Annotated in this window: 22 protein-coding genes and 1 tRNA gene; 6 read left to right on the plus strand and 17 right to left on the minus strand. The window is 59.3% G+C overall.

Features of this window, described 5'->3' with window-relative positions; all coding sequences use genetic code 11:
* Window positions 1–18: 18 nt before the first annotated feature.
* The gene (gene pepN, locus QN370_RS16640) at window positions 19–2,688 is read right to left on the minus strand and encodes an aminopeptidase N (RefSeq protein WP_322126572.1); all 2,670 of its coding nucleotides are present in this window, start codon (window positions 2,686–2,688) and stop codon (window positions 19–21) included.
* A 61-nt stretch (window positions 2,689–2,749) separates the two neighbouring features.
* Between pepN and QN370_RS16645 the strand changes: the two genes are divergently transcribed.
* A complete protein-coding gene (locus QN370_RS16645; protein WP_322126571.1) occupies window positions 2,750–3,091 on the plus strand; it encodes a hypothetical protein in 342 nt (113 codons plus the stop codon).
* Between the two features lie 90 nt (window positions 3,092–3,181).
* The gene (locus QN370_RS16650) at window positions 3,182–3,814 is read left to right on the plus strand and encodes a DUF4136 domain-containing protein (protein WP_322126570.1); all 633 of its coding nucleotides are present in this window, start codon (window positions 3,182–3,184) and stop codon (window positions 3,812–3,814) included.
* A 129-nt stretch (window positions 3,815–3,943) separates the two neighbouring features.
* Here QN370_RS16650 and QN370_RS16655 read toward each other — a convergent pair whose 3' ends face one another.
* The 13 genes from QN370_RS16655 to QN370_RS16715 form a co-directional block, all read right to left on the minus strand.
* The gene (locus QN370_RS16655; RefSeq protein WP_322126569.1) at window positions 3,944–4,117 is read right to left on the minus strand and encodes a hypothetical protein; all 174 of its coding nucleotides are present in this window, start codon (window positions 4,115–4,117) and stop codon (window positions 3,944–3,946) included.
* 7 nt (window positions 4,118–4,124) lie between these two features.
* On the minus strand, window positions 4,125–5,099 hold the full coding sequence (locus tag QN370_RS16660) for a quinone oxidoreductase (RefSeq protein ID WP_322126568.1): 975 nt from the start codon (window positions 5,097–5,099) through the stop codon (window positions 4,125–4,127).
* 61 nt (window positions 5,100–5,160) lie between these two features.
* Window positions 5,161–6,069, minus strand: coding sequence for a DMT family transporter (locus tag QN370_RS16665; protein WP_322126567.1), 909 nt, complete (start codon window positions 6,067–6,069; stop codon window positions 5,161–5,163).
* Between the two features lies 1 nt (window position 6,070).
* On the minus strand, window positions 6,071–6,706 hold the full coding sequence (ribA, locus tag QN370_RS16670; protein WP_322126566.1) for a GTP cyclohydrolase II: 636 nt from the start codon (window positions 6,704–6,706) through the stop codon (window positions 6,071–6,073).
* A 125-nt stretch (window positions 6,707–6,831) separates the two neighbouring features.
* Window positions 6,832–7,836, minus strand: a complete 1,005-nt coding sequence (locus tag QN370_RS16675) for an ABC transporter ATP-binding protein (protein WP_322126565.1) — start codon at window positions 7,834–7,836, stop codon at window positions 6,832–6,834.
* Between the two features lie 8 nt (window positions 7,837–7,844).
* Entirely contained in the window at window positions 7,845–8,615 is a 771-nt protein-coding gene (locus QN370_RS16680) for an ABC transporter permease (protein WP_322126564.1), read from the minus strand.
* The gene (locus tag QN370_RS16685) at window positions 8,605–9,447 is read right to left on the minus strand and encodes an ABC transporter permease (RefSeq protein WP_322126563.1); all 843 of its coding nucleotides are present in this window, start codon (window positions 9,445–9,447) and stop codon (window positions 8,605–8,607) included. The genes QN370_RS16680 and QN370_RS16685 overlap by 11 nt, the downstream gene beginning before the upstream one ends.
* Window positions 9,444–10,253, minus strand: a complete 810-nt coding sequence (locus QN370_RS16690) for an alkaline phosphatase family protein (RefSeq protein ID WP_322126562.1) — start codon at window positions 10,251–10,253, stop codon at window positions 9,444–9,446. The genes QN370_RS16685 and QN370_RS16690 overlap by 4 nt, the downstream gene beginning before the upstream one ends.
* Before the next feature lie 14 nt (window positions 10,254–10,267).
* On the minus strand, window positions 10,268–11,323 hold the full coding sequence (locus tag QN370_RS16695) for an ABC transporter substrate-binding protein (protein ID WP_322126561.1): 1,056 nt from the start codon (window positions 11,321–11,323) through the stop codon (window positions 10,268–10,270).
* A gap of 1 nt (window position 11,324) precedes the next feature.
* Window positions 11,325–13,055 carry an alkaline phosphatase family protein gene (locus tag QN370_RS16700; protein ID WP_322126560.1) on the minus strand — a complete coding sequence of 577 codons (1,731 nt, stop codon included), beginning with the start codon at window positions 13,053–13,055 and terminating at the stop codon, window positions 11,325–11,327.
* Between the two features lie 114 nt (window positions 13,056–13,169).
* Entirely contained in the window at window positions 13,170–15,371 is a 2,202-nt protein-coding gene (locus tag QN370_RS16705; protein ID WP_323581752.1) for a TonB-dependent receptor, read from the minus strand.
* Window positions 15,372–15,617: 246 nt separating this feature from the next.
* Window positions 15,618–16,232 (minus strand): FMN-dependent NADH-azoreductase, encoded by a 615-nt coding sequence (locus QN370_RS16710; RefSeq protein WP_322126558.1) that lies wholly within the window; start codon window positions 16,230–16,232, stop codon window positions 15,618–15,620.
* Window positions 16,233–16,276: 44 nt separating this feature from the next.
* Window positions 16,277–17,152 carry a pirin family protein gene (locus QN370_RS16715; RefSeq protein WP_322126557.1) on the minus strand — a complete coding sequence of 292 codons (876 nt, stop codon included), beginning with the start codon at window positions 17,150–17,152 and terminating at the stop codon, window positions 16,277–16,279.
* A 98-nt stretch (window positions 17,153–17,250) separates the two neighbouring features.
* Here QN370_RS16715 and QN370_RS16720 point away from each other — a divergent pair, with 98 nt between their 5' ends.
* Together QN370_RS16720 and QN370_RS16725 are read left to right on the plus strand one after the other, a co-directional pair.
* Window positions 17,251–18,165, plus strand: coding sequence for a LysR family transcriptional regulator (locus QN370_RS16720; protein WP_322126556.1), 915 nt, complete (start codon window positions 17,251–17,253; stop codon window positions 18,163–18,165).
* Between the two features lie 70 nt (window positions 18,166–18,235).
* Window positions 18,236–19,195: a DedA family protein/thiosulfate sulfurtransferase GlpE gene (locus QN370_RS16725; RefSeq protein ID WP_322126555.1), complete on the plus strand. Its 960-nt coding sequence runs from the start codon at window positions 18,236–18,238 to the stop codon at window positions 19,193–19,195.
* 82 nt (window positions 19,196–19,277) lie between these two features.
* On the opposite strand, the gene QN370_RS16730 is transcribed toward QN370_RS16725, so the two are convergent.
* On the minus strand, window positions 19,278–19,718 hold the full coding sequence (locus QN370_RS16730; RefSeq protein WP_322126554.1) for a DUF29 domain-containing protein: 441 nt from the start codon (window positions 19,716–19,718) through the stop codon (window positions 19,278–19,280).
* Window positions 19,719–20,066: 348 nt separating this feature from the next.
* Between QN370_RS16730 and QN370_RS16735 the strand changes: the two genes are divergently transcribed.
* A complete protein-coding gene (locus QN370_RS16735) occupies window positions 20,067–21,095 on the plus strand; it encodes a dienelactone hydrolase family protein (protein ID WP_322126553.1) in 1,029 nt (342 codons plus the stop codon).
* A 283-nt stretch (window positions 21,096–21,378) separates the two neighbouring features.
* Here QN370_RS16735 and QN370_RS16740 read toward each other — a convergent pair.
* Both QN370_RS16740 and QN370_RS16745 read right to left on the minus strand, forming a co-directional pair.
* Window positions 21,379–21,454, minus strand: a tRNA-Lys gene (locus QN370_RS16740).
* An 81-nt stretch (window positions 21,455–21,535) separates the two neighbouring features.
* Window positions 21,536–23,059, minus strand: a complete 1,524-nt coding sequence (locus QN370_RS16745) for a DUF853 domain-containing protein (protein ID WP_322126552.1) — start codon at window positions 23,057–23,059, stop codon at window positions 21,536–21,538.
* Window positions 23,060–23,191: 132 nt separating this feature from the next.
* On the opposite strand from QN370_RS16745, the gene QN370_RS16750 reads away from it, so the two are divergent.
* Window positions 23,192–23,917 carry a YebC/PmpR family DNA-binding transcriptional regulator gene (locus tag QN370_RS16750; protein ID WP_322126551.1) on the plus strand — a complete coding sequence of 242 codons (726 nt, stop codon included), beginning with the start codon at window positions 23,192–23,194 and terminating at the stop codon, window positions 23,915–23,917.
* Window positions 23,918–23,950 lie beyond the last annotated feature (33 nt).

Genomic DNA, 23,950 nt, shown 5'->3' on the forward strand with positions numbered 1-23,950 from the left:
GGTCTCTTCGCTTTCGTTTCAGTTGGAAATTGCCTTGCTGATCACTTCCTGTACATCCGTAGAGAGGGCTGGCGCAGCGGCAATCTGCTGGAGCGCTTGCTGCATCAGTTCCTGGCGGGCCGGGGCATATTTGCGCCACCGATCCAGCGAGCGTGCGAGGCGGGCCGCAACTTGCGCATTGATGCTGTTGAGGGCAATCACCTGCTCGGCCCAGAACGCATATCCGCTGCCATCGCTGGCGTGAAATTGCGCCGGATTGCCATTGCAAAAACTGAATATCAGGCTGCGTGCACGGTTCGGATTTTTCAATGTGAAGGCCGGGTGCTGCATCAATGTGCGCACGGCGGCAACATCGGTGTCACGCGCCATCGCTTGCAGCGTGAACCACTTGTCGATGACCAGCGGATCGGCCTCGAACTCCTGATAGAAACCGGCCAGCGCCGCATCCCGGCCCGGCGCGCTGGTATTGATCAGCACTGCCAGCGCGGCCAGCCGGTCGGTCATGTTACTGGCGTCGTCGTACTGCTTTTGCGCCAGTGCGTGGACCGATGCATCATCCAGTTCGGCCAGCATCGCCAGCGCGACATTTTTCAAGGCCCGCTTACCCGATGAGATGGCGTCGGGCTGGTAGGTGCCAGGGGTCTGGTTGTCCGCGTAAGCCGCCTCGAGATCGGTGCGCAATGTGGTCGCCAAGGCGAGACGCAAAGCCTGACGCGCGCTGCGAATCGCTTGCGGTTCGACCACGGTCATTGCTTCGGCGATCATGGTTTCGGACGGCAAGGTCAGAATCACTTCGCGAAACGAGGTGCCAAGCCGCCTGTCATTGAGCGTCTCGCGCAAGGCGCGCGCCAGCAAGGTGTCAGCAGCGGTCAGCACGACGGGCTTGCCGTCGGTGACCACCTCGACCAGCGCCAGCAAACTGCGCGTCGCCAGACGCTGGCCAGCTTCCCAGCGATTGAATGCATCACTGTCGTTGGCCATCAGGAAGGCCAGCTCTTCATCGCTGTAATCGATGGACAGGATCACCGGCGCAGAAAAATCTCGCAGTATCGATGGCACCGGCTGTTCGGTCACGCCAGTGAACACAAAGGTCTGCTCGGCCTCGGTCAGTTCGAGCACGATGGTGTGTTGTGGCGCGGTGCTCGCTGCTGTTTTTCCCTGCAAGACCAGCGCCATGTCGTTGCCCTGCCGATCGAGCAGGCCAACCGCGACCGGAATATGGAACGGCAATTTATCCGGCTGACCCGGCGTGGCCGCGCAATGCTGGGCCAGCGTGATCGCATACGTGCCGGCGGCACTGTCGTAGACCGATGTCGCGCGGACCTGCGGCGTACCGGCCTGGCTGTACCAGCGCTCGAACTGGCTCAGATCGCGCCCGTTGGCATCGACCATCGCGGCACGGAAATCATTGCAGGTGACCGCCTGGCCATCATGGCGTTCAAAGTACAGGTCCATGCCTTTGCGAAAACCGTCCCGACCGAACAGGGTCTGGTACATGCGAACGACTTCCGCGCCCTTTTCGTAAATCGTGACGGTGTAAAAATTATTGATTTCAAGGTAGGAGTCAGGCCGTACCGAGTGGGCCATCGGACCGGCATCTTCCGGGAACTGGGCCTGGCGCAACACGCGCACATCCTCGATCCGTTTGACTGCGCGACCGGACTCCGAGCCGACCAGATCGGCCGAAAATTCCTGATCGCGAAAGACGGTCAGTCCTTCTTTGAGAGAAAGCTGAAACCAGTCGCGGCAGGTCACGCGGTTGCCGGTCCAGTTATGAAAATACTCGTGGCCGACCACCGACTCGATGTTGGCGTAATCGACATCGGTCGCGATGCGCGGATTGGCCAGCACGAACTTGGTATTGAAGACGTTGAGGCCCTTGTTCTCCATCGCGCCCATGTTGAAGTCGCCGACGGCAACAATCATGAACCGGTCCAGATCAAGTTCCAGCCCGAAGCGTTCTTCATCCCACGTGATGCTGTTCTTGAGCGACTCCATCGCGTGCTGGGTCTTGTCCAGATTGCCGGGTTCGACCCACACTTGCAGCAGGACGTCGCGGCCGGACTTGAGCCGCATGGTTTCTTCCTGACAGACCAGCTTGCCGGCCACCAGCGCGAACAGATACGACGGCTTCTTGAACGGGTCTTCCCACAGCGCAAAGTGGCGGCCATTGGCAAGCTCGCCCTGATCGATCAGGTTGCCGTTCGAGAGCAGGACCGGATACGCTGCTTTGTCAGCGCGCAGCATCACGGTATATTTCGCCATCACGTCAGGACGATCAGGGAAGAAGGTAATTTTGCGGAAGCCTTCGGCTTCGCACTGGGTAAAGAAATTCCCGCTTGATACGTACAAGCCCATCAGCGATGTATTGTGCTGCGGCGCGAGGGCTGTTTCGATCTCGAGAGTGACCTGATCCGGCGCATTGGCGATGAGCAGGTTGCCGTCGACGAGCTGGAATGCCTGCTCGTCCAATGGCTTGTCGTTCATGCTGACGCTGATCAGCCGGAGCTCGTCGCCGGACAGCGTGATAGTGTGGTCATCGCTGGCAACGTTGCGGGTGAGCACGATGCGGGTGATGACGCGGGTCTCGATTGGATCGAGATCAAATCCCATGTCGACGGTATCGACAAAATACGCGGGCGGTGTGTACTGCTCGCGAAAGATGGTGGGGGGATTTTCAGTACGCATAGGGATGGGGTTTTCTCGACGTTTAAAACAAGATGGCATTTTACAAGGATCGGAGTCAAGCATGAAGATTGTGTCAACAGCAGTACTGTGTGCACTGGTATTACTCACCGTTGCCTGCACAAAAGAACAGCAAAATAAAATTAGCCGGTCGGTCCAAAACTGGACCGGCACCAACGGCGTGCTGGAATTCTACGCCGGCGACAAACTGGTCCGTCGCTTCATCGGCATCGACAAGATCACGACTGCGATGGGTACCGACGACAATAAGCCGCGCACCTATCGGTTCGGCTATGGCGTACTGGACGAGAACTTGAACATGATCGTCGACCCGGGCGAGAAAAAAGTGTATTTCGAGATCAGTGATTTCGGTTCCAATTACATTTTCTTCGAGAACCCGCACTAACAAGCTCGACAAAGCGTCAACAGACGCGCTGGCGCGGGCGGCGTTTCCGAAAACACGCTAGGCTGGAACACATTGTCCAAGGAGATCACCATGAAACGCCTTACCGTGCCCCTGCTGGCAGCGCTGCTTGTCCTGCTGGCTGGCTGCGCCAGTACTGTACGCAGCAATGTCACCGTGTTCAGTGACTGGCCAGCCGCCCTGCCTGACCAAACCTATGTCTTCGAGCGCTCCGAAGTCCAGAACAAGGACCTCGAATACCTGAACTACGAAAACCTGGTGCGCAACGAAGTGCGCCGGCTCGGCTTGACCGAAGCCGAAACCGGCAAGTCGCCCACGCTGAAAATCGTCCTGTCCTACAACGTCAATGTGGCTGACGTGCGCACCGTGCAGCCGGTCTATGTCGATCCATTCTTTTATGGCGGCGGCTTTTACGGAGGCGGGTTCTATTCGCGCCGTCACTTCGGTTTCGGCTACGATCCGTTTTTCCGCGGGCCGCCTGTCGTCGATTATCAGGAACTCGTCTATCAAGTCTACAAGCGCCAGCTGCATGTGCTGATCAGTCGCCATGCCGATGGCAAGAGTCTGTATGACGTGCGCGTCAACAGTCAGGGCGAGAATCCGGCGCTGACCGTCGTCATGCCCTACATGGTGCGCAGCGCATTCGCCGAATTTCCCGGCAAAAATGGCACGGCACGCATCATCGACATGAAGATCACGGATTGAACTGCCCCTCCTGAGATAACGGCGGGCTAACGCGCCGCAGGCTCGCTTTTAAGCGAGCGCGGGCGCGGTTTTAAGCAAACCCATCAGCATCAGATCAACAGACACTGACCTCGGCAGCACGCCAGACGGTCAGGAAAAATACGCCTGCGATCCTATCGTGATGCCGACGATCATCATCACCGCAATGGCCAGCACGATCAGCAACCGCCCGAACTTGGGCGAGCCGTCAGAACCATCCGGGTGCAGTTCATCAGGATGGTCCATCGGATTGGGCAGCGGGTCTTTCGGGGGTAAAGCGTTCATGCTGACCTCATGGAATCAGAATGGTGGAGCCGGTGGTCTTGCGCGCTTCCAGATCGCGGTGGGCACTGGCGGCCTCGGCTAACGGGTAGCGCTGATTGATCTCGATGGTGACCTTGCCGCTCTCGACCATGCCGAACAGTTCGTTGGCCATCGCTTCGAGGTCTTCGCGCTTGGCCGCATGCGAAAACAAAGTCGGGCGCGTGATGAACAGCGAACCGCGCGAGACCAGTTCATTGAGCGTGAACGGTGGTACCGGACCGGACGCACTACCGTAGCTGACCATCAGCCCCAGTGGGGACAGGCAGTCAAGTGACTGGGTAAACGTATCGGCACCGATCGAGTCATAGACCACCGGCACGCCGGCACCGTTGGTCAGTTCCTTGACGCGCTCGACAAAATTTTCGGTGTTGTAATTGATGACGTGGGTACAGCCGTGGGCTTTGGCCAGTGCGCCTTTTTCATCCGAGCCGACCGTGCCGATCATCGTCACGCCGAGTGCCTTGGCCCATTGGCAGGCGATCAATCCGACGCCACCGGCAGCAGCATGGAACAGGATGGTTTCGCCGCCGCGCAGCGGGAAAGTACGACGGAACAAGTATTGCACCGTCATGCCCTGCAACATCATCGCGGCAGCGGTATCGAGACCGATGGCATCCGGCACGCGAACCAGAATGGCCGCCGGCATCACGCGCACATCAGCATAGGCACCCGTCGGTCGCCCGGCATACGCGACGCGGTCACCGACCTTCAGGTGGGTGACGCCCTCACCGAGGGCTTCAATCACGCCACCGCCTTCCATGCCGATACCGGCCGGTAGCGGTTGCGGATACAAGCCGGTACGAAAGTACACATCAATGAAGTTCAGACCACAGGCTTCCTGGCGTACGCGGGCTTCGCCCGGACCCGGATCGCCGACTTCGACATCAACGTATTCCAGCACTTCCGGTCCGCCAGTTTTGAAAATGCGAATTGCTTTTGCCATGCTGATGCTCCTGATTGTTTTTATGTTGGTGAGGGATTGAAACAGAACGCCCGTTACCGTATCACGCTTTTTTACGTGACAGCAGATAGATACCGGCCAGCACCAGTCCAGTACCTGCCAGCTGGAAACCGGTGATCGGCTCATCAAGAATCATCGCGCCCAGAAACAGTGTCGATACCGGACCGACCATGCCAGCCTGCGAAGCCGTACCGGCACCGATGCGCGCCACCGCGATCATCGTCATCAGCACCGGCAGCACCGTACAAAAGAACGCATTGAACAGCGACAGCCAGTAGACTTCCATCGGCTGCACCAGCATGCCGACCGGACGCAGCAGGAAAAACTGGCCGATGCAAGCGGCGCTCGAAACGCACATCGCATACGACACCAGCCGCAGCACGCCGACCCGCCGTACCATTTCACCCGACGCCAGCAAATACAGCGAGTACGACACCGCCGCACCCAGTACCAGCGACGCACCAAGCAGCACGTTGGCACCACCGGTGCGGGCATCGTGGACAAACACCAGCAGCATGCCGACGTACGAGATCAGCAGTGCGCCCCATTCGACCGGGGTAATTTTTTTCTTCAGGAACAGTGCTGAAATAAGCAGCACGAACGACGGCGTCAAAAACAGGATCAGCCGTTCGAGGCCGGCGCTGATGTATTGCAAACCGAGAAAATCAAGAAAGCTCGACAGGTAATAACCCAGCAAGCCAAGGATCACGATGCGGCCCCGCTCGGCGTTCGACAGTGCCGGCTCGGTGCGCATTTTCCAGAACGCGATGACCAGAAAAAACGGCAGCGAGAACAGCATCCGGAAAGCGATCAGCGTGACTGCATCGACGTGGTAGCGATAAATCAGCTTGGCCACAATGGCCTTGGTCGAAAACAGGATGGCACCGACCACGGCGATGGCCAGGCCAATCAGGAAGGTCTTGCGGGCTGTCGTTTCCGGCGTGGGGATCATCCTACGGTGCGATCAGATGACCGAGCTTGGCGGCCTTCGTGTCGAGGTAGCGGGTATTGAAAGCGGTCCGTTCGACCAGCAGCGCAATGCGTTCGGTCACGTTGACACCGAGCACCGTCAGCGCATTGATCTTGCGCGGATTATTCGTCATCAGGCGCAGTGACGAGATCCCGAGATGCGCGAGCATCGGCACGACCAGACTGTAATTGCGCTGATCCGGCAAGAAGCCCAGCGCCTGATTGGCTTCGACGGTGTCGGCACCGCCATCCTGCAAGTGATAGGCCCGCAGCTTGTTGACCAGGCCGATACCGCGCCCTTCCTGACGCAGATACAGCAACACGCCGCGACCTTCTTCGGCAATTTTTTTCAGCGCAGCTTCAAGCTGGGCACCGCAATCGCAACGCTGGCTGAACAACGCATCGCCGGTCAGACATTCCGAATGCATGCGTGCCAGCACCGGAGAACCATCACCGACCTCGCCCAGCGTCATCGCCAGATGTTCCTTGCCGGTAGCGGCTTCGGTGAACGCATGCAAACGAAATGTCGCCCAGGGCGTTGGCAGGTCGCAGGTAGTGGCGTATTCCAGCACGGCTTGCGGTAAGGAGCTGGTGGACTGGTCGAACTGATTTTGCGACATGGCACTTCTCACGGGAGGGCAACTTCAATCAAAAAGCAAAGGTATCCGGCAGCCGTTTCAGGTCGCACCGGATATTTAACAGCCAGCAAGGATATCAGGCCAGCGCAAGATTGTTGCAGCCCGCCTTAACGGACCTCTTGAAACTGTGCGTGATCGAAGCGCAAATCGACGGCGCACCCGGCAGCCAGCACGCTGGCCGGGTTGCGATTGAGGGTGTCGACCATCAGTGCGCAACCGTGCGCGGTGACGTGATAGCGGATCACGTTGCCGAGCAACTGGTGATGCCGGACGATGGCAGAACAGGCGCCTGCACCACCGCTGCCGGCCGCTTCCAGCACAATCGATTCGGGCCGGATCGCCAGATGGCCATCAATCTGCAAGCCCAGCACCGCCTGTGCCTGCGACACGTCGAGCAAATTGACGTTGCCGATGAAGCGCGCGACAAAGGCCGTAGCCGGCCGCGCATAAATCGTCTCGGCGGCACCCTGCTGGACGATGCGACCGCCATCCATGACCACGATGCGGTCGGACAGGATCAGCGCTTCTTCCTGATCGTGCGTGACAAACACCGTGGTCAGTTTCAGTTGCTGCTGGATGCGGCGGATTTCTTCCTGCAGCATTTTGCGGATGCGCGCGTCGAGTGCTGACAACGGCTCGTCGAGCAGCAAAATGCTTGGCCGCACGACCAGCGCACGGGCCAATGCCACGCGCTGGCGCTGACCGCCGGACAACTGATGCACCAGCTTGTGTTCGTGGCCACCGAGTTCGACCAGCGCAATGATGGCTTCGACCCGCTCGGCAATCTCGTCGGCCGGCAAGCGCTGCATTTTCAGGCCGAAAGCGATATTGCCTAGCACCGTCAGATTCGGGAATAGCGCGTAACTCTGGAACACCATGCCGATGCCGCGCCGTTGCGGCGCAACCGCCGTGATGTCGCTGCCTGCCACATGAATCTGGCCATGGTCGGGCGCGGTCAGTCCGGCGATGCAACGCAGCAGCGTCGACTTGCCGCAGCCGCTGGGACCGAGCAACGTGACCAGTTCGCCTTCGGCGACGTCGAGGTCGATCTGGTCCAGCACGGTGGTCTTGCCAAATGTTTTGGAGAGTCCGGTGACACGTAAATAATCCACTACAACTCCTATCGGCCAAGCCGGGTGGCAATCCAGGTCACGACCAGCGTGAACAGGAAATACGTCATCACGACCGCGCTGGTGAAGTGGCCGCTGGTCGAACGCATCGTGTACAGGTAAACATTGAGGGTCTCGAAACGGCCACCAACGAGCATGTTGGCAAACACGAATTCACCCAGCAAAAACGAAAACGACAGGAACAGCGCGGCCATCAATGCCTTGCGCAGATTGGGCAGCACCACGCGCAAAAAAGCCTGCGGCGTGCTTGCGCCGAGCAGGTGGGCGGCATCCATCAGGTCACGCACATTGAGTCCCTGCAAACTGCTGGCCAGCGCCCGGTAAATGAACGGCAGCACGATCGTGAAGTAACAACCGACCAGCACCCACGGCGTGCCGATCAGCGGCAACGGCCCGTCCGCATACAGTTGCAGCAGGCCGACCGACGACACCACCGGCGGCACCGCAAATTGCAGCAGGATCAGCAGATTCATCCAGCGGTCAAGTTGCGGAAAATAATAGAACACCACAAACGCCGCCGGCACGATCAGCACGGTGGCCAGCACCAGCGTGGCCACCGACACCAGCAGCGAATGGCCGAACGCGACCAGAAAACGTGGCTCGCGCAGCAGCGCCAGATACCAGTCAAACGTCAACCCATCGGGCAGCACGGTCGCGCCCCAGCGCTGCGACAGCGAATACAGCAGCGTCGCCAGAATCGGCAATCCGAGCAGGATCACCAGACTCGCCACGACCGTGCGGTGATAGGTGCTAGCGCGCATGGTGACTCCGTTTCAGCAGCCACTGGTTGACGCTGACCATCAAGACCATCAGCGCAATGAGTAGCACCGCCAGCGCCGCCGCCAGATTCGGCTCGAGAAAAATATCCCCGGCGACCAGGCTGGCAATGCGGATCGTGACGAGGTTGTAGTTCGAGGTCATCAGCGCATAGGCGCTGGCGTACGCACCCATCGCATTGGCAAACAGCAGGATGAAGGTGCCCAGCACCGCTGGCAGCAGCACCGGCAAGCCGATCAGTTGCCAGTAGCGCAGCCGTGAAGCGCCTAGCAGTGCGGCACTGGCCTGCCAGTCATCATCGAGCGCATCGAAGGCCGGATAGAGCAGCAGGATCGCCAGCGGGATCTGGAAATAGGTATAAATCAACGTCAGTCCGGCACGTGAATACAGGCTGAAATCTCCGAGCCAGCCCCACTCGCGCAGCAGCAGCGTAGCCGCACCATTGGCACCGAGGATGATGATGAAGGCGAACGCCAGCGGCACGCCGCTGAGGTTGCTGGCCATGTTGGTGAAGGCCACCGTAAGATCGCGCACACTGCCATCCACGCGCCGGATCGAGGCTGCGCCAACCAGTCCGATCAGCAAGCCGGCCAGGCTGGCACCGGTGGCAATCCACAGGCTGTTGCCGAACGCTTGCCGGTAAAAACTCGCGCCAAGAATCTCGATGAAATTTCCCAGCGACCAGGCATCGTCGACCCGTACGCTGTTAAACAGCACCCACCCTGCCGGGGCCAGCGAAAACAGACCGGATACCAGCAGCAGCGGCAACAACAGCAAGGCAGCGCGCCAGTGCCTGCCCCAGCCGGACACAATCATGCAGCCAGCAACGCCGGGTTATGCGCCTTGTCATGCGCCGCACCGAGCAGGTCGGCCAGCACGCCGCACAATTCGACCTGACGCGGTTGCGCCAGCGGATCATGACTGAAGCCGCTGCCCATCACGAACAGCGGCACTTGCCGCTCTTCGGGCAAGACACCGCGATGGGTGTGGTCGCGGTTCATGCCGTGGTCGCTGGTGACCATGACCTGATAACCGGCCGCCAGCCAGCCCGGCAGTTGCGTCGACAACGCATTGTCGAAACTGCGCGCCGCGTTGCGGTATTGGCCGCTGTCGCCACCGTGACGATGACCGGCGTCATCGGTATTCATCGGATGGATCAGCAGAAAATCCGGATCATGCCGACGGCGCAGGATCTCGGCATCGAGCAACAGGTGATCATCCGGATAGCTGTCGGCGTGATAGAACACGCCGTGCTGGATAGCCAGACTATCGTTGTCGGTAAAGCGGTCGCGCACCGGCTCGTACGGTGAGCGGTTGTAGAGCTCGCTGATCCAGTGATACGCCGCTGCAGCGGTCGTACCGCCGGCTGCACGGGTCAGATGGAAGATGCTGTCATGGTGCGACAGGCGCGTGACCTGGTTGTGCACCACGCCGCTGTCGACCGGTCGCACGCCGGTCAGGATGCATTCGTAGAGCGGGCGCGACAGCGACGGCAGTTCGCATTCCATCCGGTACAGGCTGGCCTGCCCGGCTTCGCACAGACCCTGCAAAAAGCCCATGCCATCATGGGCCGATTGCCAGGCCAGGCCGTCAATGAGGACGAGGATGACTTTGTTTTTCATGGCAGGTTCGCGCTTTACTTGTTGAACATCATGACTTGCTCTTGCCATTGGCGCGGCAACGCACGGGTGGTTTTTTCCCATGCAGCGAAGTCCTGAATCGGCTTGGCGTTCTGGTATTGCGTCGCCGGCAGCATTTTGTCCTGCACCTCTTTCGGCATCACGACATTGCTGCGGATAGGACGGGCATGACCACGCGCCAGATTGATCTGACCTTCGTCACTGAAAATGAATTCGCGCATCAGCTTGGCCGCGTTCGGATGTTTGGCGTACTTGTTGATGATGGTCGTGTAGCCAGCCACCAGCGAACCATCCTGCGGAATCGAGACCGTGAACTGGCTGGCGTCGATCTTGTCACGGTAGCTGAGCGCATTGAAATCCCACAGCAAGGCGACTTCGACTTCGCCCTTTTCCATGTTGGCGATGCTCGGATTGGTCAGCGACAAACGTCCCTGACGCGCCAGTTCGGCGAACAGCTTGTAGGCCGGTGCGAGATTTTTTTCATTGCCGCCAAACGCCAGCGCGGCGGCCAGCACCGCGCTGTTGGCTTGCGAGGCGACACCGACCTCACCGACCGTCACGCGGTAGGTGCCCGCCAGCAGGTCTTTCCAGTTTTTCGGCGGATTTTTCACCAGCTTGTTATTGCTGATGAACGCCATCGTGCCGGTGTAGGCCAGCATCCAGTGGCCATCCGCATCCTTGGCCCAGGCCGGGATGGCGTTCCAGGTTGAAGGCTTGTACGGTTGCGTGACGCCCTTGACCAGCGCGATCGGTCCGAACGAATGACCGACATCACCGATGTCGGCCGAGGCATTGCTTTTCTCGGCGTCGAACTTGGCGATTTCCTGCGCCGAACTCATGTCGGTGTCCTGATGCGTGATGCCGTATCTGGACTCCATCGCGGCCCACGACTGCTTCCAGTTGGCCCAGTCGGGCGGCATGCCGACGCTGTTGACGGTGCCTTCTTTTTTGGCAGCGGCAATGAGCGCATCGAGTGATTGCTGGGCCGACGCGGTGCCGGTGGCGACCAGCAACGCGGTCGCCATCAGCATCGATCGTAATGGTCGTTTCATGTCATTTCTCCTTGCGCACAGCGTGCACCGTGCGCGTGAAATCGAACAGATTCATCAGGTCGCCAAGCGCTGGCTGATTCATCGGCACGTACGGATTACGCGGATCGCTGATCGGGTTCGGCAAGTTGTCGCGGCTGCGTGACGACAGCGGCGGCATGTTCCAGTTGCGCTCGATGAATTTGAGAATTGAAGCGTGACTATAGTACGTGTGATCGACATGGCCGCGTTTTGAAAACGGCGACACCGCGATCAGCGGGATACGCGTGCCATCGCCAAAAAAGTCCACCGCCTGCACGTAACCGGAATCGTAATAGCCGCCGCCTTCATCGAAGGTCACCAGCACGACGGTGTTTTTCCACAGCGCCGGATTGGCCTTGACGCGCGTGATGACGTCCTGCGCCAGCGCATCGAAACTGGTTTCCATCGCATAGCCGGGATGACCCGAGATGCTGTCGTACGGCGCGATGTAGGTCACCGCCGGGAAGGTCTTGGCATCTTTGACGTCGACATAAAACTGCTGCAAGTCATGCAGCTTGTGGCGATCCGGACCAGTCATCGTCGACGTGAAAAAAGTCGGCGTATCGCACATCGCGCAGTATTCCTTGTCGGTCTTGACGCCATCGTTGCGCCCGCCCGAATACCATTTCCAGGACACGCCGGCCGCCGTCAGGCCATCGCCGATATGCGGGATGGTTTGCGGCGGCAGCAGGAACTTGTCCGGTGCGACCGGCAGCAAGTCACCGGCTGGAGAATACGCCGGGTCCATGTTGTTGACCATGTAGTAGGTCTCGGGTGCGCAGTTGCCGTCGTTGAAGGCTTTGTATGGCAGCGCTTTCAGGTGATTGCGGATACCGGCCACGCCGGGCAGCGCGACATCATCGCAGCGGATATAGGTGCCGCCGCGATAGCCGTCTTCGGTGTACCAGTTGTTGGTCCCGGGCTGGGCATCGGGATTTTCGATCAGCTTGGCCGCCGGCATGGCGGGCTTGCCATCGGCGGTGAAGAAGCTCACGTCACCAGTGGCCAGCGCCAGATAATTGACGGTGGTGCCACCCATGATCGGCTGATGGTAATTGTCGGCAATCGCATAGGTATCGGCCAGGTGCTTGAAGTACGGCGCGTCGCCGGTCGACATGTTGTAGAAGCCCATCGCCACGCCGCCCTGGAAGGTCGGCTTGCCCGGACCCAGCGGCAGCCACGGATTGCTCGGGCCAAGGCCGGTGGTTTCGGCGACCCAGACGAACAAGTCGTTCTTGCCGCCATTGGTCTGCTGCCACATCTGGTAAAAACGGTGGATCGGATCGCCGGTATGGGCGCCGTAACCGGTATGTTTGGTGATCTGGAACGGGCCGTTCGGCATCGCTGCCGGAAAGCGCGCATCCGGGACATCATGACGCTGGCCGAATGCACCGAGGGCATAGGGTTGCGGTAGCGTCGGATAAGTGCCGACGGTTTTTGGTGTCGGGGTGTAGGCACCAAAATTCTCGGCGGTCTTCTGAGCGGCATCGGCATAGTGCGGACCCGGCGAACCATCGGCCTTAATGATGCCTTTTGACAGCAGGTTCGCGATGGTCTGGCCGCGCTTTGGCTGATAGGCACCGAACATGTTGTCGAAGGTGCGGTTTTCACCGACCAGCACGATCACGTGCTCGATCGGGGTGGTGGTTTGCGCGAACACGACTGCGGGATAACCCAGCGCGCATAGCAATAAAGTCGGTACGGTCAATTTCATCGGAACACCTTCGGAAAAAACTGCGGGGAGCCGCGTCCTCCGCAATACGGATGACGTGCCCCCCTGATCAATCAAGCCTGCCGGAGCGTTGCCGCTCCGGGGCGAATGCACTGCTTAGATCTTGCCGCCAATCGTCAGGAACATTTGACGTGGTGCGCCTACCAGCAAGGTCTGACTGGTACCCGTCGGATCGGACTTCGAGAAGCCGTTGCTGCCGATCGTGCTGAAGTAATCCTTGTTGAGCAGGTTGTCGACGTTGAACTGGATCGTCACATCCTTGAGACCACCAACCGATTTCAGCTTGTAGCCAGCCGACAGATTCATCAGCCAGAAATGCGGTACCGAAGCGTCATTGAGGTAGGTGTAATAACGCTTGTCGGTGAACTTGGCATTGGTACGTGCAAACCAGTGATCGTTCTCGTAGGACAGTTCGGTGTTGAACATCAGGCGCGGTGCATCAACAACTTGCTTGCCGCTCGTGGCGACCACGGTGCCGTCCAGATAGTCCGATTTGTACTTCGAATCGTTGTAGGTCAGCGAATTGAACAGCGACCATTGCGGTGCCAGTTTCAGTTCGGCAGCAGCCTCGATACCGTTGGTCACGACTTTGCCGACGTTGGCAAATGTTGGTGCGCAACCGACGATTCCAGGGCAATTCTGAATACCCAGCTGACGATCCTTGAACTCGGTATGGTATGCCGCGACCGAACCGCTGAGCTGGGCGCGCTTGAAGCGATAACCGGCTTCCAGCGAGGTGGATGTTTCCGGCTTCAATGACGCACTGCTGGCATTGAACGATGCCTGTGTTTGCGAGAACACGCCGCCGATACCTGGCGAGAATGCACGCATGTTTTCTGCCAGCGAGGTGAACAGCTCGTCATCGCGGGTCAGGGCATAGTTCAAACCGATTTGCGGCAGGAAGGTTTTTTCAGCAACAACCGAACCGGCTGCACGGGTACCTACGACCGAGGCTGAATTGATCGCCACTTTCGGTGACTTGAAGCCGAAGTTCAGCTTGAGCTTGTCATCCATCATCGAGACCGTATCCTGCGCGTAGAACTGGGTCGTGGTGGTGACGTAGTTTTGCTTGAATTGCGTGAAGAACGGATTCGACAGATACGAATTCGTGTCACGGTTATCAACGACCGCGTAGAAATTGCGGGTCACGTCATGCAGGCTGCGCTCGGCCCAGAAACCGCCGTTGATGGTGTGCTGACCAAAGTCCCAGGTCAGATCGCTGATGACACCGTCGCGACCAATCGAGTACTCGGTGGTGCGGATCGAAATCGGCATCGTTGCCGAAGTCGGTGTGTATGGCGTGTACCAGTGGCCCTGGCCGACATTGTGATGATGATAGATCGTGGTCTTGAGGACGGTCGACTCGGACAATTTCACGTCCAGTGTGGCACCGGCCAGATCATCCTTGCGCAAGCCGCTGGCCTGGTAGTACGCGTCGTCGATACTGGTTTCGCCGGCTGTGTAGACACCACGTGCAGCATTGACTGCTTGCTGGAAGTTCGGTGCGTAGTTGTCCCACTTGTAGCCCAGGCGCTTGGTCATCTCGAGCGACATGTCCTGATAGTCGATTTCCTTGCGGTCCGAGTGATTGTAGAAAACCGACAGCTTGTTATCGCCAAAACGCTGCACAAGTTTGCTGTTGAACTGGTCGAGGTCTTGCGAGCCCTGACCTTTCCATTTATCCGAACGATGGCGCGTGACGCTGACGGCAATTTTGGTGTCCGATGGCAGCATGCCGGTATCGAAACGGGCAAAAGTGCGGTAGGTGCTGTCGCTGCCAAAGGTCTGGGCGAAGGTGCCGCCCATGGTGTCGCTCGGGTCCATCGACAGGAATTGTACCGTGCCGCCGAGGTTGCTGGTGGAAGCTGTGCCGACTGCGCCGGAACCTTGTGACAGGTTCACCGTGCGGATGTTTTCGGACGAGATCGCGCGGCTGATGTGCAAGCCGTTGTTGTTACCGTAGCTCATGTCGCCGAGTGGAATGCCGTCGAGCGTGAAGCCCATCTGGTTCTGGTTGAAACCACGCACACTGAAGCGGGTTGACCACTCGTAGGCACCGAACGGATCGGCTGACTGAAAGCTCACGCCCGGCAGTTTTTCCAGGGACTTCAGCGGGCTCGTGCCCGGAAGCGCCATGGCCAGATCGGCGCTGGTCAATTTTTGCAGCTGACGGGTTTGACCCTGGCCGAACACGGTGACGACTTCGGGAGCAGGAGCGACTTCTTGGGCATGTGCCGACAAGGCCAGGGCTTGCAAGACCAGTAAGGTCAGAGGTTTGAATCGGAAGGAATGGGCCACGGTAGTTCTCTCGTAAAAATAATGCATCAGGTCGTTGCGAACAACGTCGGGGAGCTTTATTTCCATTACCCCAACAGGAAATGGAAACATTGCGGCGCAGTTTAGCCACCACTTATTACCGCAAGATGACAACATTACTTACCAAAAATAAGTATTTTCCATGCTTCTTCCACGCAAAAAAAAGCGGCAGCGACGAGTCCGATTCGTCGCTGCCGCTGACTGCCTGCGGACCTCAATCCCGACGCATCAGACCGGGATCAGTGCCGCCATCGTGCTGCGGGTTTGTGTCAATGCCCTGGTCACGGCTTCCTCTCCCATGGCCAATCCTTCGCTGTGGACGAAGGTGATGTCGTCAAGTCCCATGAAGCCAAGTACGGCACGCAAATAGGTTTCATGAAAGTCCATGCCTTGCGCCGGACCGCTGCTGTAGACCCCGCCGCGTGCCGTGAATACGAAAACTTTCTTGCCAGTCAATAAACCTACCGGGCCTTTTTCGGTGTACTGGAAAGTCTGGCCGGCGCGGGCAACATGGTCGATCCACGCCTTGAGCGACGAGGTCACCGAAAAGTTATACATCGGCGCGCCGATGACGATGATGTCGGCGGCCTTCAGCTCGCTCACCAGCGTGTCCGACAAGCGGGCATCGGCGCTTTGCTGCGCGCTGCGATTTTCGACCGACGTGAAAAATGCGCCCAGCACCTGTTCCGTCAGATGCGGCAACGGCGTGCTGGCGACATCGCGCTCGACCACCACGGCGGCCGGATCGGCAGCCTGCAATCGCGTGATGAATTCAGCCGTGACATCGCGGGAGATCGAACCGTTGGTGCGGGCGCTGCTATTGATATGAAGAATGGTCGTCATGAGTATTTTCCTGAAATTTGAGTAAGTGAGGACGGGTACGAACCTTAGTGAGCAATGCGGCCCATGCGACCCTGCTGGTAATCGTTCAGCGCCTGCTGCAACTGCTGCTGCGTATTCATTACGAACGGGCCGTACCGGACAATCGGCGCATCGAGCGGGTCACCGCCCAGTAGCAGCACATCGAGCGTGGCATCGCCTGCTTCCAGCGAGAACTTGCCGGTGGTGTCGAACTGGATCAACTGGCCTGCCGCGCCAGCCTGCCGCTCGCGGCCAAACACACCCGCGCCGGCGACAACGTAGGCAGCGGCTTCAGCGACGCCATCCAGTGCCATCTCGCAGCGCGCACCGGCCTGCAAGGTCAGGTGCATCAGCCACGGATTGCCAAAGCTGGCGACCGGTCCGGTGCGCTCGCCGTGTATGCCGGCGATGAGCCGGTATTGCACGCTGTCGTCGGCTTCGGTCCAGTTCGGAATCTGCGCGGCATCGAAGGCCTTGTATTGCGGTTCGTCCATCTTGTGATCGGCCGGCAAATTGATCCATAACTGCGTGCCGTGAACCAGACCGCCATCGCGCAGCAGCGTCTCATCGGGACTTTCATCATGGACGATGCCGCGTCCGGCACGCATCCATTGCGCACCACCGGCCTGCATCGTGCTGACATTGCCAAGACTGTCGCGGTGGCGCATGCCGCCGCCGGCAAAAAAATACGTCAGTGTTTCGATCCCGGCATGCGGATGGTCCGGTGCGCCCATGGCCTTGCCGGGGGCGTACTCGACCGGACCGAAATGGTCGACAAAAATGAAGGGGCCGACGGCATCGAGACCGCTGGCCGGGATCGCACGCTGGACTTCAAACCCGGCACCTTCAATGACGTGCTGGGCCTGGGTGATGCGACTGACTTGATGAAGTGGGAGTGACATGGCGGTTTCCTGTCAAATTGAACTGGCCTTCATCATAGGCACGAACACCTATCGATGAAACCCCGATAATATGCATCATTAGCATCGATAAAATCACCATGCGCGACCCCGGCTCACCGACTCTTGATCAATTGCGTGTCTTCGTCGCCATCATCGACGCCGGCAGTTTTTCCCGTGCTGCGCTCGAACTGCACCGCACCCAGTCGGTGGTCAGTTACACCATCGCCAACCTCGAGGCGCAATTAAATTGCGCGCTATTTGATCGCACCAAACGCAAACCGGTACTGACCGAAGCCGGTCAGTTGCTGCTGGCCGACGCGCGCAGCGTGGCGCTCAAAGTCGATGCGATGCGGGCGCGTGCCAAGACCTTGTCCGAAGGACTGGAAGGCGAGGTATCGCTGGCGGTCGACGTGATGTTTCCGACCGCCACGCTGGTGCGCATCCTCGACTGCTTTCAATCCCACTTCCCGACCGTTGCGTTGCGCTTGCGCATAGAAGCACTGGGCGCAGTTACGCAACTGGTGCTCGATGGTGTCACGCGGCTGGGGGTGTCGGGCTGGATGGTCGGTTCGCCCGATGCGATCGAACGCCATGCACTGGGCAGCGTGCGACTCATTGCGGTAGTCGCCCCCGGCCATCCGCTGGCGCAAGCGAACGCGCCGATCCCGACCGCGCTGGCGCGCGAGCATACGCAACTGGTGCTGACCGACCGCAGCGCGCTGACCGCCGGCCAGGATTTCGGCGTGTTCGCCATGCGCGACTGGCGTCTGGGCGACCTCGGTGCCAAGCATGCGCTGCTGCGTGGCGGACTCGGCTGGGGTCACATGCCCGAAGCAATGGTCGAGGCCGATCTCGCCAGCGGGCAGCTGGTGCGGCTGACACTGGCTGAAATGCATCCGCCCATCTATCCGCTCTACCTGATCCACCGCGCGGACCATCCACCCGGCCAGGCCACGCGCTGGCTGATGCAGCAATTGCGCGAGCAGGCACCGGACGTGGCGATGGCACCGTAGGCACGGCGCTCGTGCCTGGCCGGATTTTGGTATAGTCCGGTCCCGTACCCGTCCGATTCCCCTCATTCCCATGTCCAACTTCACCCTCCTGCTGCAGCAATATGGCTTGCTGCTGGTGTTCGCCAACGTCCTGCTCGAACAGATGGGTTTGCCGATCCCGGCCTATCCGATCCTGATTGTCGCGGGCGCGCTGGCGATGCTGGGCGATGTCAGCTGGCAGGCCTGCCTGCTCGTCAGTGTCGCTGCCTGCCTGATCACGGACCTGAGCTGGCATACCATCGGCAGGCATTTTGGCAAGCGCATCCTCGGCTTGCTGTGTCGCATTTCGCTGTCGCCGGACAACTGCGTGAGCCATACCGAAGATATTTTCAGGCGCTGGGGACCGAAGTCGCTGCTGGTCAGCAAATTCATCCCGGGGTTCAATACGATTGCACCGCCGCTGGCTGGCGCGATGGGTACGCCGCGCGGCAAGTTTCTGTTTTTCAGTGTTAGTGGTACGTTGTTGTGGGCCGGCAGCGGACTGGCGCTCGGCGCGATTTTTTACAAGAGCATCGACCAGATTCTCGCCGTGCTCAGCACGATGGGTGTGATGGCGCTGCTGGTGATCGGCTCGCTGCTGGGCTTGTTCATGCTCTACAAATATATCGAGCGACGCCGCCTGATGCGCTCGCTGTACATGGCGCGGATTTCAGTGGATCAGCTGCGCACGCTGATCAATGACGGACTCGAACCCGTCATCGTGGATGCCCGCAGCAAAACCGCACAGGCACTGGAAGCCGCCATCCCCGGCGCAATCCTGTACGGCCATGACGACCACGCCGCGACCTTCGCCAGCGTGCCACGCGACCGCGACATCATCATCTACTGCAGCTGTCCGAACGAGGCATCGGCTGCAGCCGTTGCGCGCAAATTGATCAATCATGGTTTCATCAAGGTGCGTCCGCTGGTCGGCGGGCTTGATGCGTGGAATGCGTGGGATACCCCTGACGACAAGATCGTACTGACTGCGGTGTTGCCCGGGCAGGCTTGACCTCACGCGACGTGATGCGGTATTGGCGGCGGTGACCGGGCCGCCCGGTGCAATGCCCGTTGGTTATTGCGCACCACCAAACTCAGCCCGGCAACCAGGTCAATTCAAGAACGTCGACGATCGCCCAAGGACAATTCTCGGGAAACGTGTCAAAGCCGATTCCGGTTTCCTTGCTGGCCAATGTTTTGGCACGGCCCCAGACCATTCCCATCCAGCGCGCATCATCAAACTTGGTACGCAGGCTGGGCACATCCTCGAGATGGAATGCCACCTGGCGCTTTTGCTCCCTGATCGTTGCCGACCAGCTGGAACTGCGGAAATCGGCCTGAAATTCCCATTTCAACAAATGGGCAAACAGCACCGCAAGACGACTGGCCAGCTCGCGCTGTTCGCTTTTACCCACGTCTTCAATCTCCTCTGCAATGTGTTCCAGATCAAGCTTGTCGAATTGACCGGAGCGAATCAACTGCGCCTGCTCGACCGACCAGGCCGCGACGTCCGTCGTGTAGGAAGTGTTGTTCACGGTAACTCCCGAGGTGTCATCAAAAAAACAGGCTAGCATGAAATCCCACGCGCATCATCCCTAGTCTGGCGCTCCTGGCGCATCCCCACTTGAGAAAGAATAAGACGGCATTAGATGAACAACGGATTAAAAGTCCGCTGCTCTTCCAGCTGAGCTAACGACCCGAAAACTGGCAATGCTGGGACGGGAAGTGCAAACAGCGGCGTCGGTAGTTAGTTTTCGGATGCAGGCCGAAAGCGCTGTCATCAAGATAGCCGCGCCCGCCTCGATGCGGGCAAGCCCCGCACAGTGCGTGGGTTGCGCTATGCTGAAGAACTTTCATTAAAACAACTAAAAGGAGTTCCCCCCATGAATATTGTGAAGTCTCTGTCCCTGACTTCGTCAGCACTGCGGTGGTTACCGGTGTTGATAGCGAGTCTGGTGATCGCGCTGTCGCACGCATCCGTGGCGCACGCGCAGGACCAAGCAAGAGGCCAGATTCCTGCCCGCACCGAGTTGCACACTTTCCAGAGCGTGACGATCTCCGACGCTGACTTTTTAAAAGGCGAGGGACAGGCAACGCCGGTCACGCTTGCCGGCGAATTGCGGGTTGCGCAAGGCACGGGGCGCATGCCGGTCGTAATTCTGGTACACGGTTCCAGCGGCATCGGATCGAATACCGACGTGTGGGCACGGCAGTTCAACCAGATGGGCGTGTCCGCGTTCATCCTCGACAGTTTCACCGGGCGCGGCCTGACCGTGGTCGGCCCGGACCAGTCGCAGCTTGGACGGCTGAACCTTTCGCTGGACGCCTATCGCGCCCTCGAGGTGCTGGCAAGCCATCCGCGCGTCGACCCGAAGCGCATCGTGCTGATGGGGTTTTCGCGCGGCGGGCAGGCGACGCTGTATGCGAGCGAGAAGCGCTTTTTGAAGGCGTGGAACCGTTCCGGGCTTGAGTTCGCAGCCTACCTGCCGTTCTATCCCGATTGCCACACCGTCTATCAAAATGATACCGATGTGGTAGACCGTCCGATCCGCATTTTCCACGGCACTGGCGACGACTACAATCCGATGCCGCCGTGCCAAGCCTTTGTGGAACGGCTGCGATCGGCAGGCCACAACGTCGAGCTTATCGACTATCCCGGGGCACAACACAGCTTCGATTCACCGCTGGGATCGACCACGCCGACGGTGTCGAAAAATGCGCAGACGGTGCGTAACTGCCGTATCCGCGAGGAACCTGTCGGCCAATTGATCAATGCCGTCTCCGGTGCGCCTTTCACCTATGCCGATCCGTGCGTGCAGCGCGATCCGCATGTCGGATACGATCCCGTCGCAGCGGACGCAGCGCATCGCACCATCGGCGAATTTCTGAAGCAATTGTTCGAGCTGAAATAAGACGGGATCGGCGGCGCAGTCCGCCGGGGACATTGACGGTCAGCGCCTCGGCATGACGCCCGTCAGCCCGGCGACCTTGGTCTTCGACAACTGGTGCAGCCAGAATGTGCTGTGCAATAACCGAAAGGCATTGCACTCTACGCAAAGAACCGCAAAAGCCCGCCAAACCGTAGGGTGCAATAACCGCAGGGCATTGCACCGAATCCGCACCGACAGAACACGGATCGACACCCGCAAAAACAAAAAGCCCACGAACACGGTCCGTGGGCTTGTTGCGTATTCGTGGTAGGCCGTGCGGGATTCGAACCTGCGACCAACGGATTAAAAGTCCGCTGCTCTACCAGCTGAGCTAACGACCCGAAAACCGGCAATGAATGCCGAGCCGAATTCTAACGCCTATCGGGAAGATAAAACAACCTAACTGCAAGATTGATTGCAGTTCAACGTTTGCCGCTTTTCAGCAGGGAGCCCAGTACGCCGCGGATAATTTCGCGACCCACCTGCGAACCGATCGCCCGTACTGCCGATTTCATCATTGATTCGACCAGACTGTCGTTGCGTCGTGCCGCGCCGCTGCCTGCCGCGCCACCGAACACGTCGCGCAATTGGTCGCCAACTGACCGTCCCGCTGGAGGAACAGGGGCGGCAGTTTCGCCCGGAACCGGAACCGATGCCGTCGGGCTGGCCAGCACCCGCCCCTTGATTTTTTCGTAGGCCGATTCACGATCAACGGTTTTTTCGTAGACCCCGGCGACCAACGACCCGGCCATCAAGGCGCATCGCTCGTCGTCGCTGACCGGCCCGATTTGTGATGCGGGCGGCACGACAAAGCCGCGTTCGACCATGGTCGGCCGGCCTTTTTCATCAAGAAATGAAATCAGCGCCTCGCCGACTTCGAGCTCGCCGATCACCGTGGCGACATCGAGCGCAGGATTGGCACGAAAGGTGTCGGCCGCCGCCTGCACGGCTTTCTGGTCGCGCGGCGTGTAGGCGCGCAGCGCATGCTGGACCCGGTTGCCGAGCTGGCCGAGCACGCTGTCCGGAATATCGAGCGGGTTCTGCGAGACGAAATACACGCCGACGCCTTTCGAGCGGATCAGTCGCACGACCTGCTCGATCTTCTGCAACAGTACTTTCGGTGCATCGGCAAACAGCAGGTGCGCCTCATCAAAAAAGAAAACCAGCTTCGGCTTGTCGAGGTCACCCACTTCGGGCAAGTGCTCGTAAAGCTCGGACAACATCCACAACAGGAACGTCGAGTACAGCTGAGGCGCATTCATTAACTGGTCGGCGGCGAGGATGTTGACGATGCCTTTGCCGGCGGCATCAGTTTGCAGCAGGTCGTCGATATTGAGCATCGGCTCGCCAAAAAAACGATCACCACCCTGCTCGCCGATACCAATCAGGCCACGCTGAATCGCGCCGATACTGGCCGCCGAGATGTTGCCGTATTCCGTCTGAAAACTCGCCGCACTATCGCCAACATGCTGCAGCATGGCCCGCAGGTCCTTGATATCGAGTAGCAGCAGACCCTGGTCATCGGCGATCTTGAACACGAGTTGCAGCACACCTTGCTGGGTCTCGTTGAGATTGAGCATGCGTGAGAGCAGCAACGGTCCGAGGTCGGACACCGTGGCCCGCACCGGATGGCCTTTTTCACCATAGACATCCCAGAAGGTCACCGGCACCGCCGCCCAGGTCGGCTCGGGCAAACCCAGCACGTGCATGCGCGCGCTGATGCGCTCGCTGGCCGTGCCTGCCTTGGCCATGCCGGACAAGTCACCCTTGACGTCGGCCATAAAAACCGGCACGCCGATATCGGATAAGGCTTGAGCCATGGCTTGCAGCGTGACCGTCTTGCCGGTGCCGGTAGCGCCAGTAATACAACCATGGCGGTTGGCGAGACGCGGCAACAGACAGAGTTCAAGCGTTTGATTCTTGGCAATGAGCAGGGGATTTGGCATGGGCATGAAGCTTTCGCGAGGGTTTCAGGCAGGGTCAGCGTGCTAAAATTGTAGATTGATTTTGCGACCACGATGCGGAAATTTTATGTCGATCGCACTCTCCAACCAATCTATTCGCAAGGAAATACTGTCATGGCAGGACACAGCAAATGGGCCAACATCAAACACAAGAAGGCCGCCACCGATGCCAAGCGCGGCAAAGTCTGGACCCGTCTGATCAAGGAAATTACCGTCGGCTCACGTTTGGGCGGCGGCGACATCGCCACCAATCCACGCCTGCGCCTCGCCGTTGAAAAAGCTGCCGATGCCAATATGCCGAAAGACAACGTGCAGCGCGCCATCGCACGCGGCACCGGCGGCCTCGATGGTGCCAACTACGAAGAAGTCCGCTACGAAGGCTATGGCATCCATGGCGCCGCCGTCATCGTCGAATGCCTGACCGATAACCGGGTCCGGACGGTTGCCGAAGTGCGCCACGCTTTTTCCAAGTTTGGCGGCAACATGGGTGCCGAAGGCTCGGTGGCTTTCCTGTTCCAGCATTGCGGCCAGTTCCTGTTTGCTCCCGGCACCAGCGAAGACAAGTTAATGGAAGCGGCCCTCGAAGCCGGTGCCGAAGACGTGCTGACCGACGACGAAGGTGGCCTCGAAGTGCTGTGCGCCGTGCATGATTACAGTAGCGTCAAGCAGGCGCTGGAAGCGGCCGGTTTCAAGGCCGAGGTAGCCGACGTGGTGATGAAATCCGAAACCGAAACCGTGTTCAGTGGCGACGATGCAATCCGCATGCAAAAACTGCTCGATGCGCTCGAAGACCTCGACGATGTCCAGCAGGTCTATACCAACGCGGTCATCGACGCCTGATTTCCGGATCAGGGTATCCGCCCTTTTTTAGCA

This window comes from Actimicrobium sp. CCI2.3 (assembly GCF_035019065.1).
Classification (GTDB): Bacteria; Pseudomonadota; Gammaproteobacteria; order Burkholderiales; family Burkholderiaceae_D; genus Actimicrobium.

Excerpts from the sequence above, each read along its gene's own strand:
- pepN (WP_322126572.1), bottom strand. The coding sequence starts at position 2,688 with ATGCGTACTGAAAATCCCCCCACCATCTTTCGCGAGCAGTACACACCG.
- QN370_RS16645 (WP_322126571.1), top strand. The coding sequence starts at position 2,750 with ATGAAGATTGTGTCAACAGCAGTACTGTGTGCACTGGTATTACTCACC.
- QN370_RS16650 (WP_322126570.1), top strand. The coding sequence starts at position 3,182 with ATGAAACGCCTTACCGTGCCCCTGCTGGCAGCGCTGCTTGTCCTGCTG.
- QN370_RS16655 (WP_322126569.1), bottom strand. The coding sequence starts at position 4,117 with ATGAACGCTTTACCCCCGAAAGACCCGCTGCCCAATCCGATGGACCAT.
- QN370_RS16660 (WP_322126568.1), bottom strand. The coding sequence starts at position 5,099 with ATGGCAAAAGCAATTCGCATTTTCAAAACTGGCGGACCGGAAGTGCTG.
- QN370_RS16665 (WP_322126567.1), bottom strand. The coding sequence starts at position 6,069 with ATGATCCCCACGCCGGAAACGACAGCCCGCAAGACCTTCCTGATTGGC.
- ribA (WP_322126566.1), bottom strand. The coding sequence starts at position 6,706 with ATGTCGCAAAATCAGTTCGACCAGTCCACCAGCTCCTTACCGCAAGCC.
- QN370_RS16680 (WP_322126564.1), bottom strand. The coding sequence starts at position 8,615 with ATGCGCGCTAGCACCTATCACCGCACGGTCGTGGCGAGTCTGGTGATC.
- QN370_RS16685 (WP_322126563.1), bottom strand. The coding sequence starts at position 9,447 with ATGATTGTGTCCGGCTGGGGCAGGCACTGGCGCGCTGCCTTGCTGTTG.
- QN370_RS16690 (WP_322126562.1), bottom strand. The coding sequence starts at position 10,253 with ATGAAAAACAAAGTCATCCTCGTCCTCATTGACGGCCTGGCCTGGCAA.
- QN370_RS16695 (WP_322126561.1), bottom strand. The coding sequence starts at position 11,323 with ATGAAACGACCATTACGATCGATGCTGATGGCGACCGCGTTGCTGGTC.
- QN370_RS16700 (WP_322126560.1), bottom strand. The coding sequence starts at position 13,055 with ATGAAATTGACCGTACCGACTTTATTGCTATGCGCGCTGGGTTATCCC.
- QN370_RS16710 (WP_322126558.1), bottom strand. The coding sequence starts at position 16,232 with ATGACGACCATTCTTCATATCAATAGCAGCGCCCGCACCAACGGTTCG.
- QN370_RS16715 (WP_322126557.1), bottom strand. The coding sequence starts at position 17,152 with ATGTCACTCCCACTTCATCAAGTCAGTCGCATCACCCAGGCCCAGCAC.
- QN370_RS16720 (WP_322126556.1), top strand. The coding sequence starts at position 17,251 with ATGCGCGACCCCGGCTCACCGACTCTTGATCAATTGCGTGTCTTCGTC.
- QN370_RS16725 (WP_322126555.1), top strand. The coding sequence starts at position 18,236 with ATGTCCAACTTCACCCTCCTGCTGCAGCAATATGGCTTGCTGCTGGTG.
- QN370_RS16735 (WP_322126553.1), top strand. The coding sequence starts at position 20,067 with ATGAATATTGTGAAGTCTCTGTCCCTGACTTCGTCAGCACTGCGGTGG.
- QN370_RS16745 (WP_322126552.1), bottom strand. The coding sequence starts at position 23,059 with ATGCCAAATCCCCTGCTCATTGCCAAGAATCAAACGCTTGAACTCTGT.
- QN370_RS16750 (WP_322126551.1), top strand. The coding sequence starts at position 23,192 with ATGGCAGGACACAGCAAATGGGCCAACATCAAACACAAGAAGGCCGCC.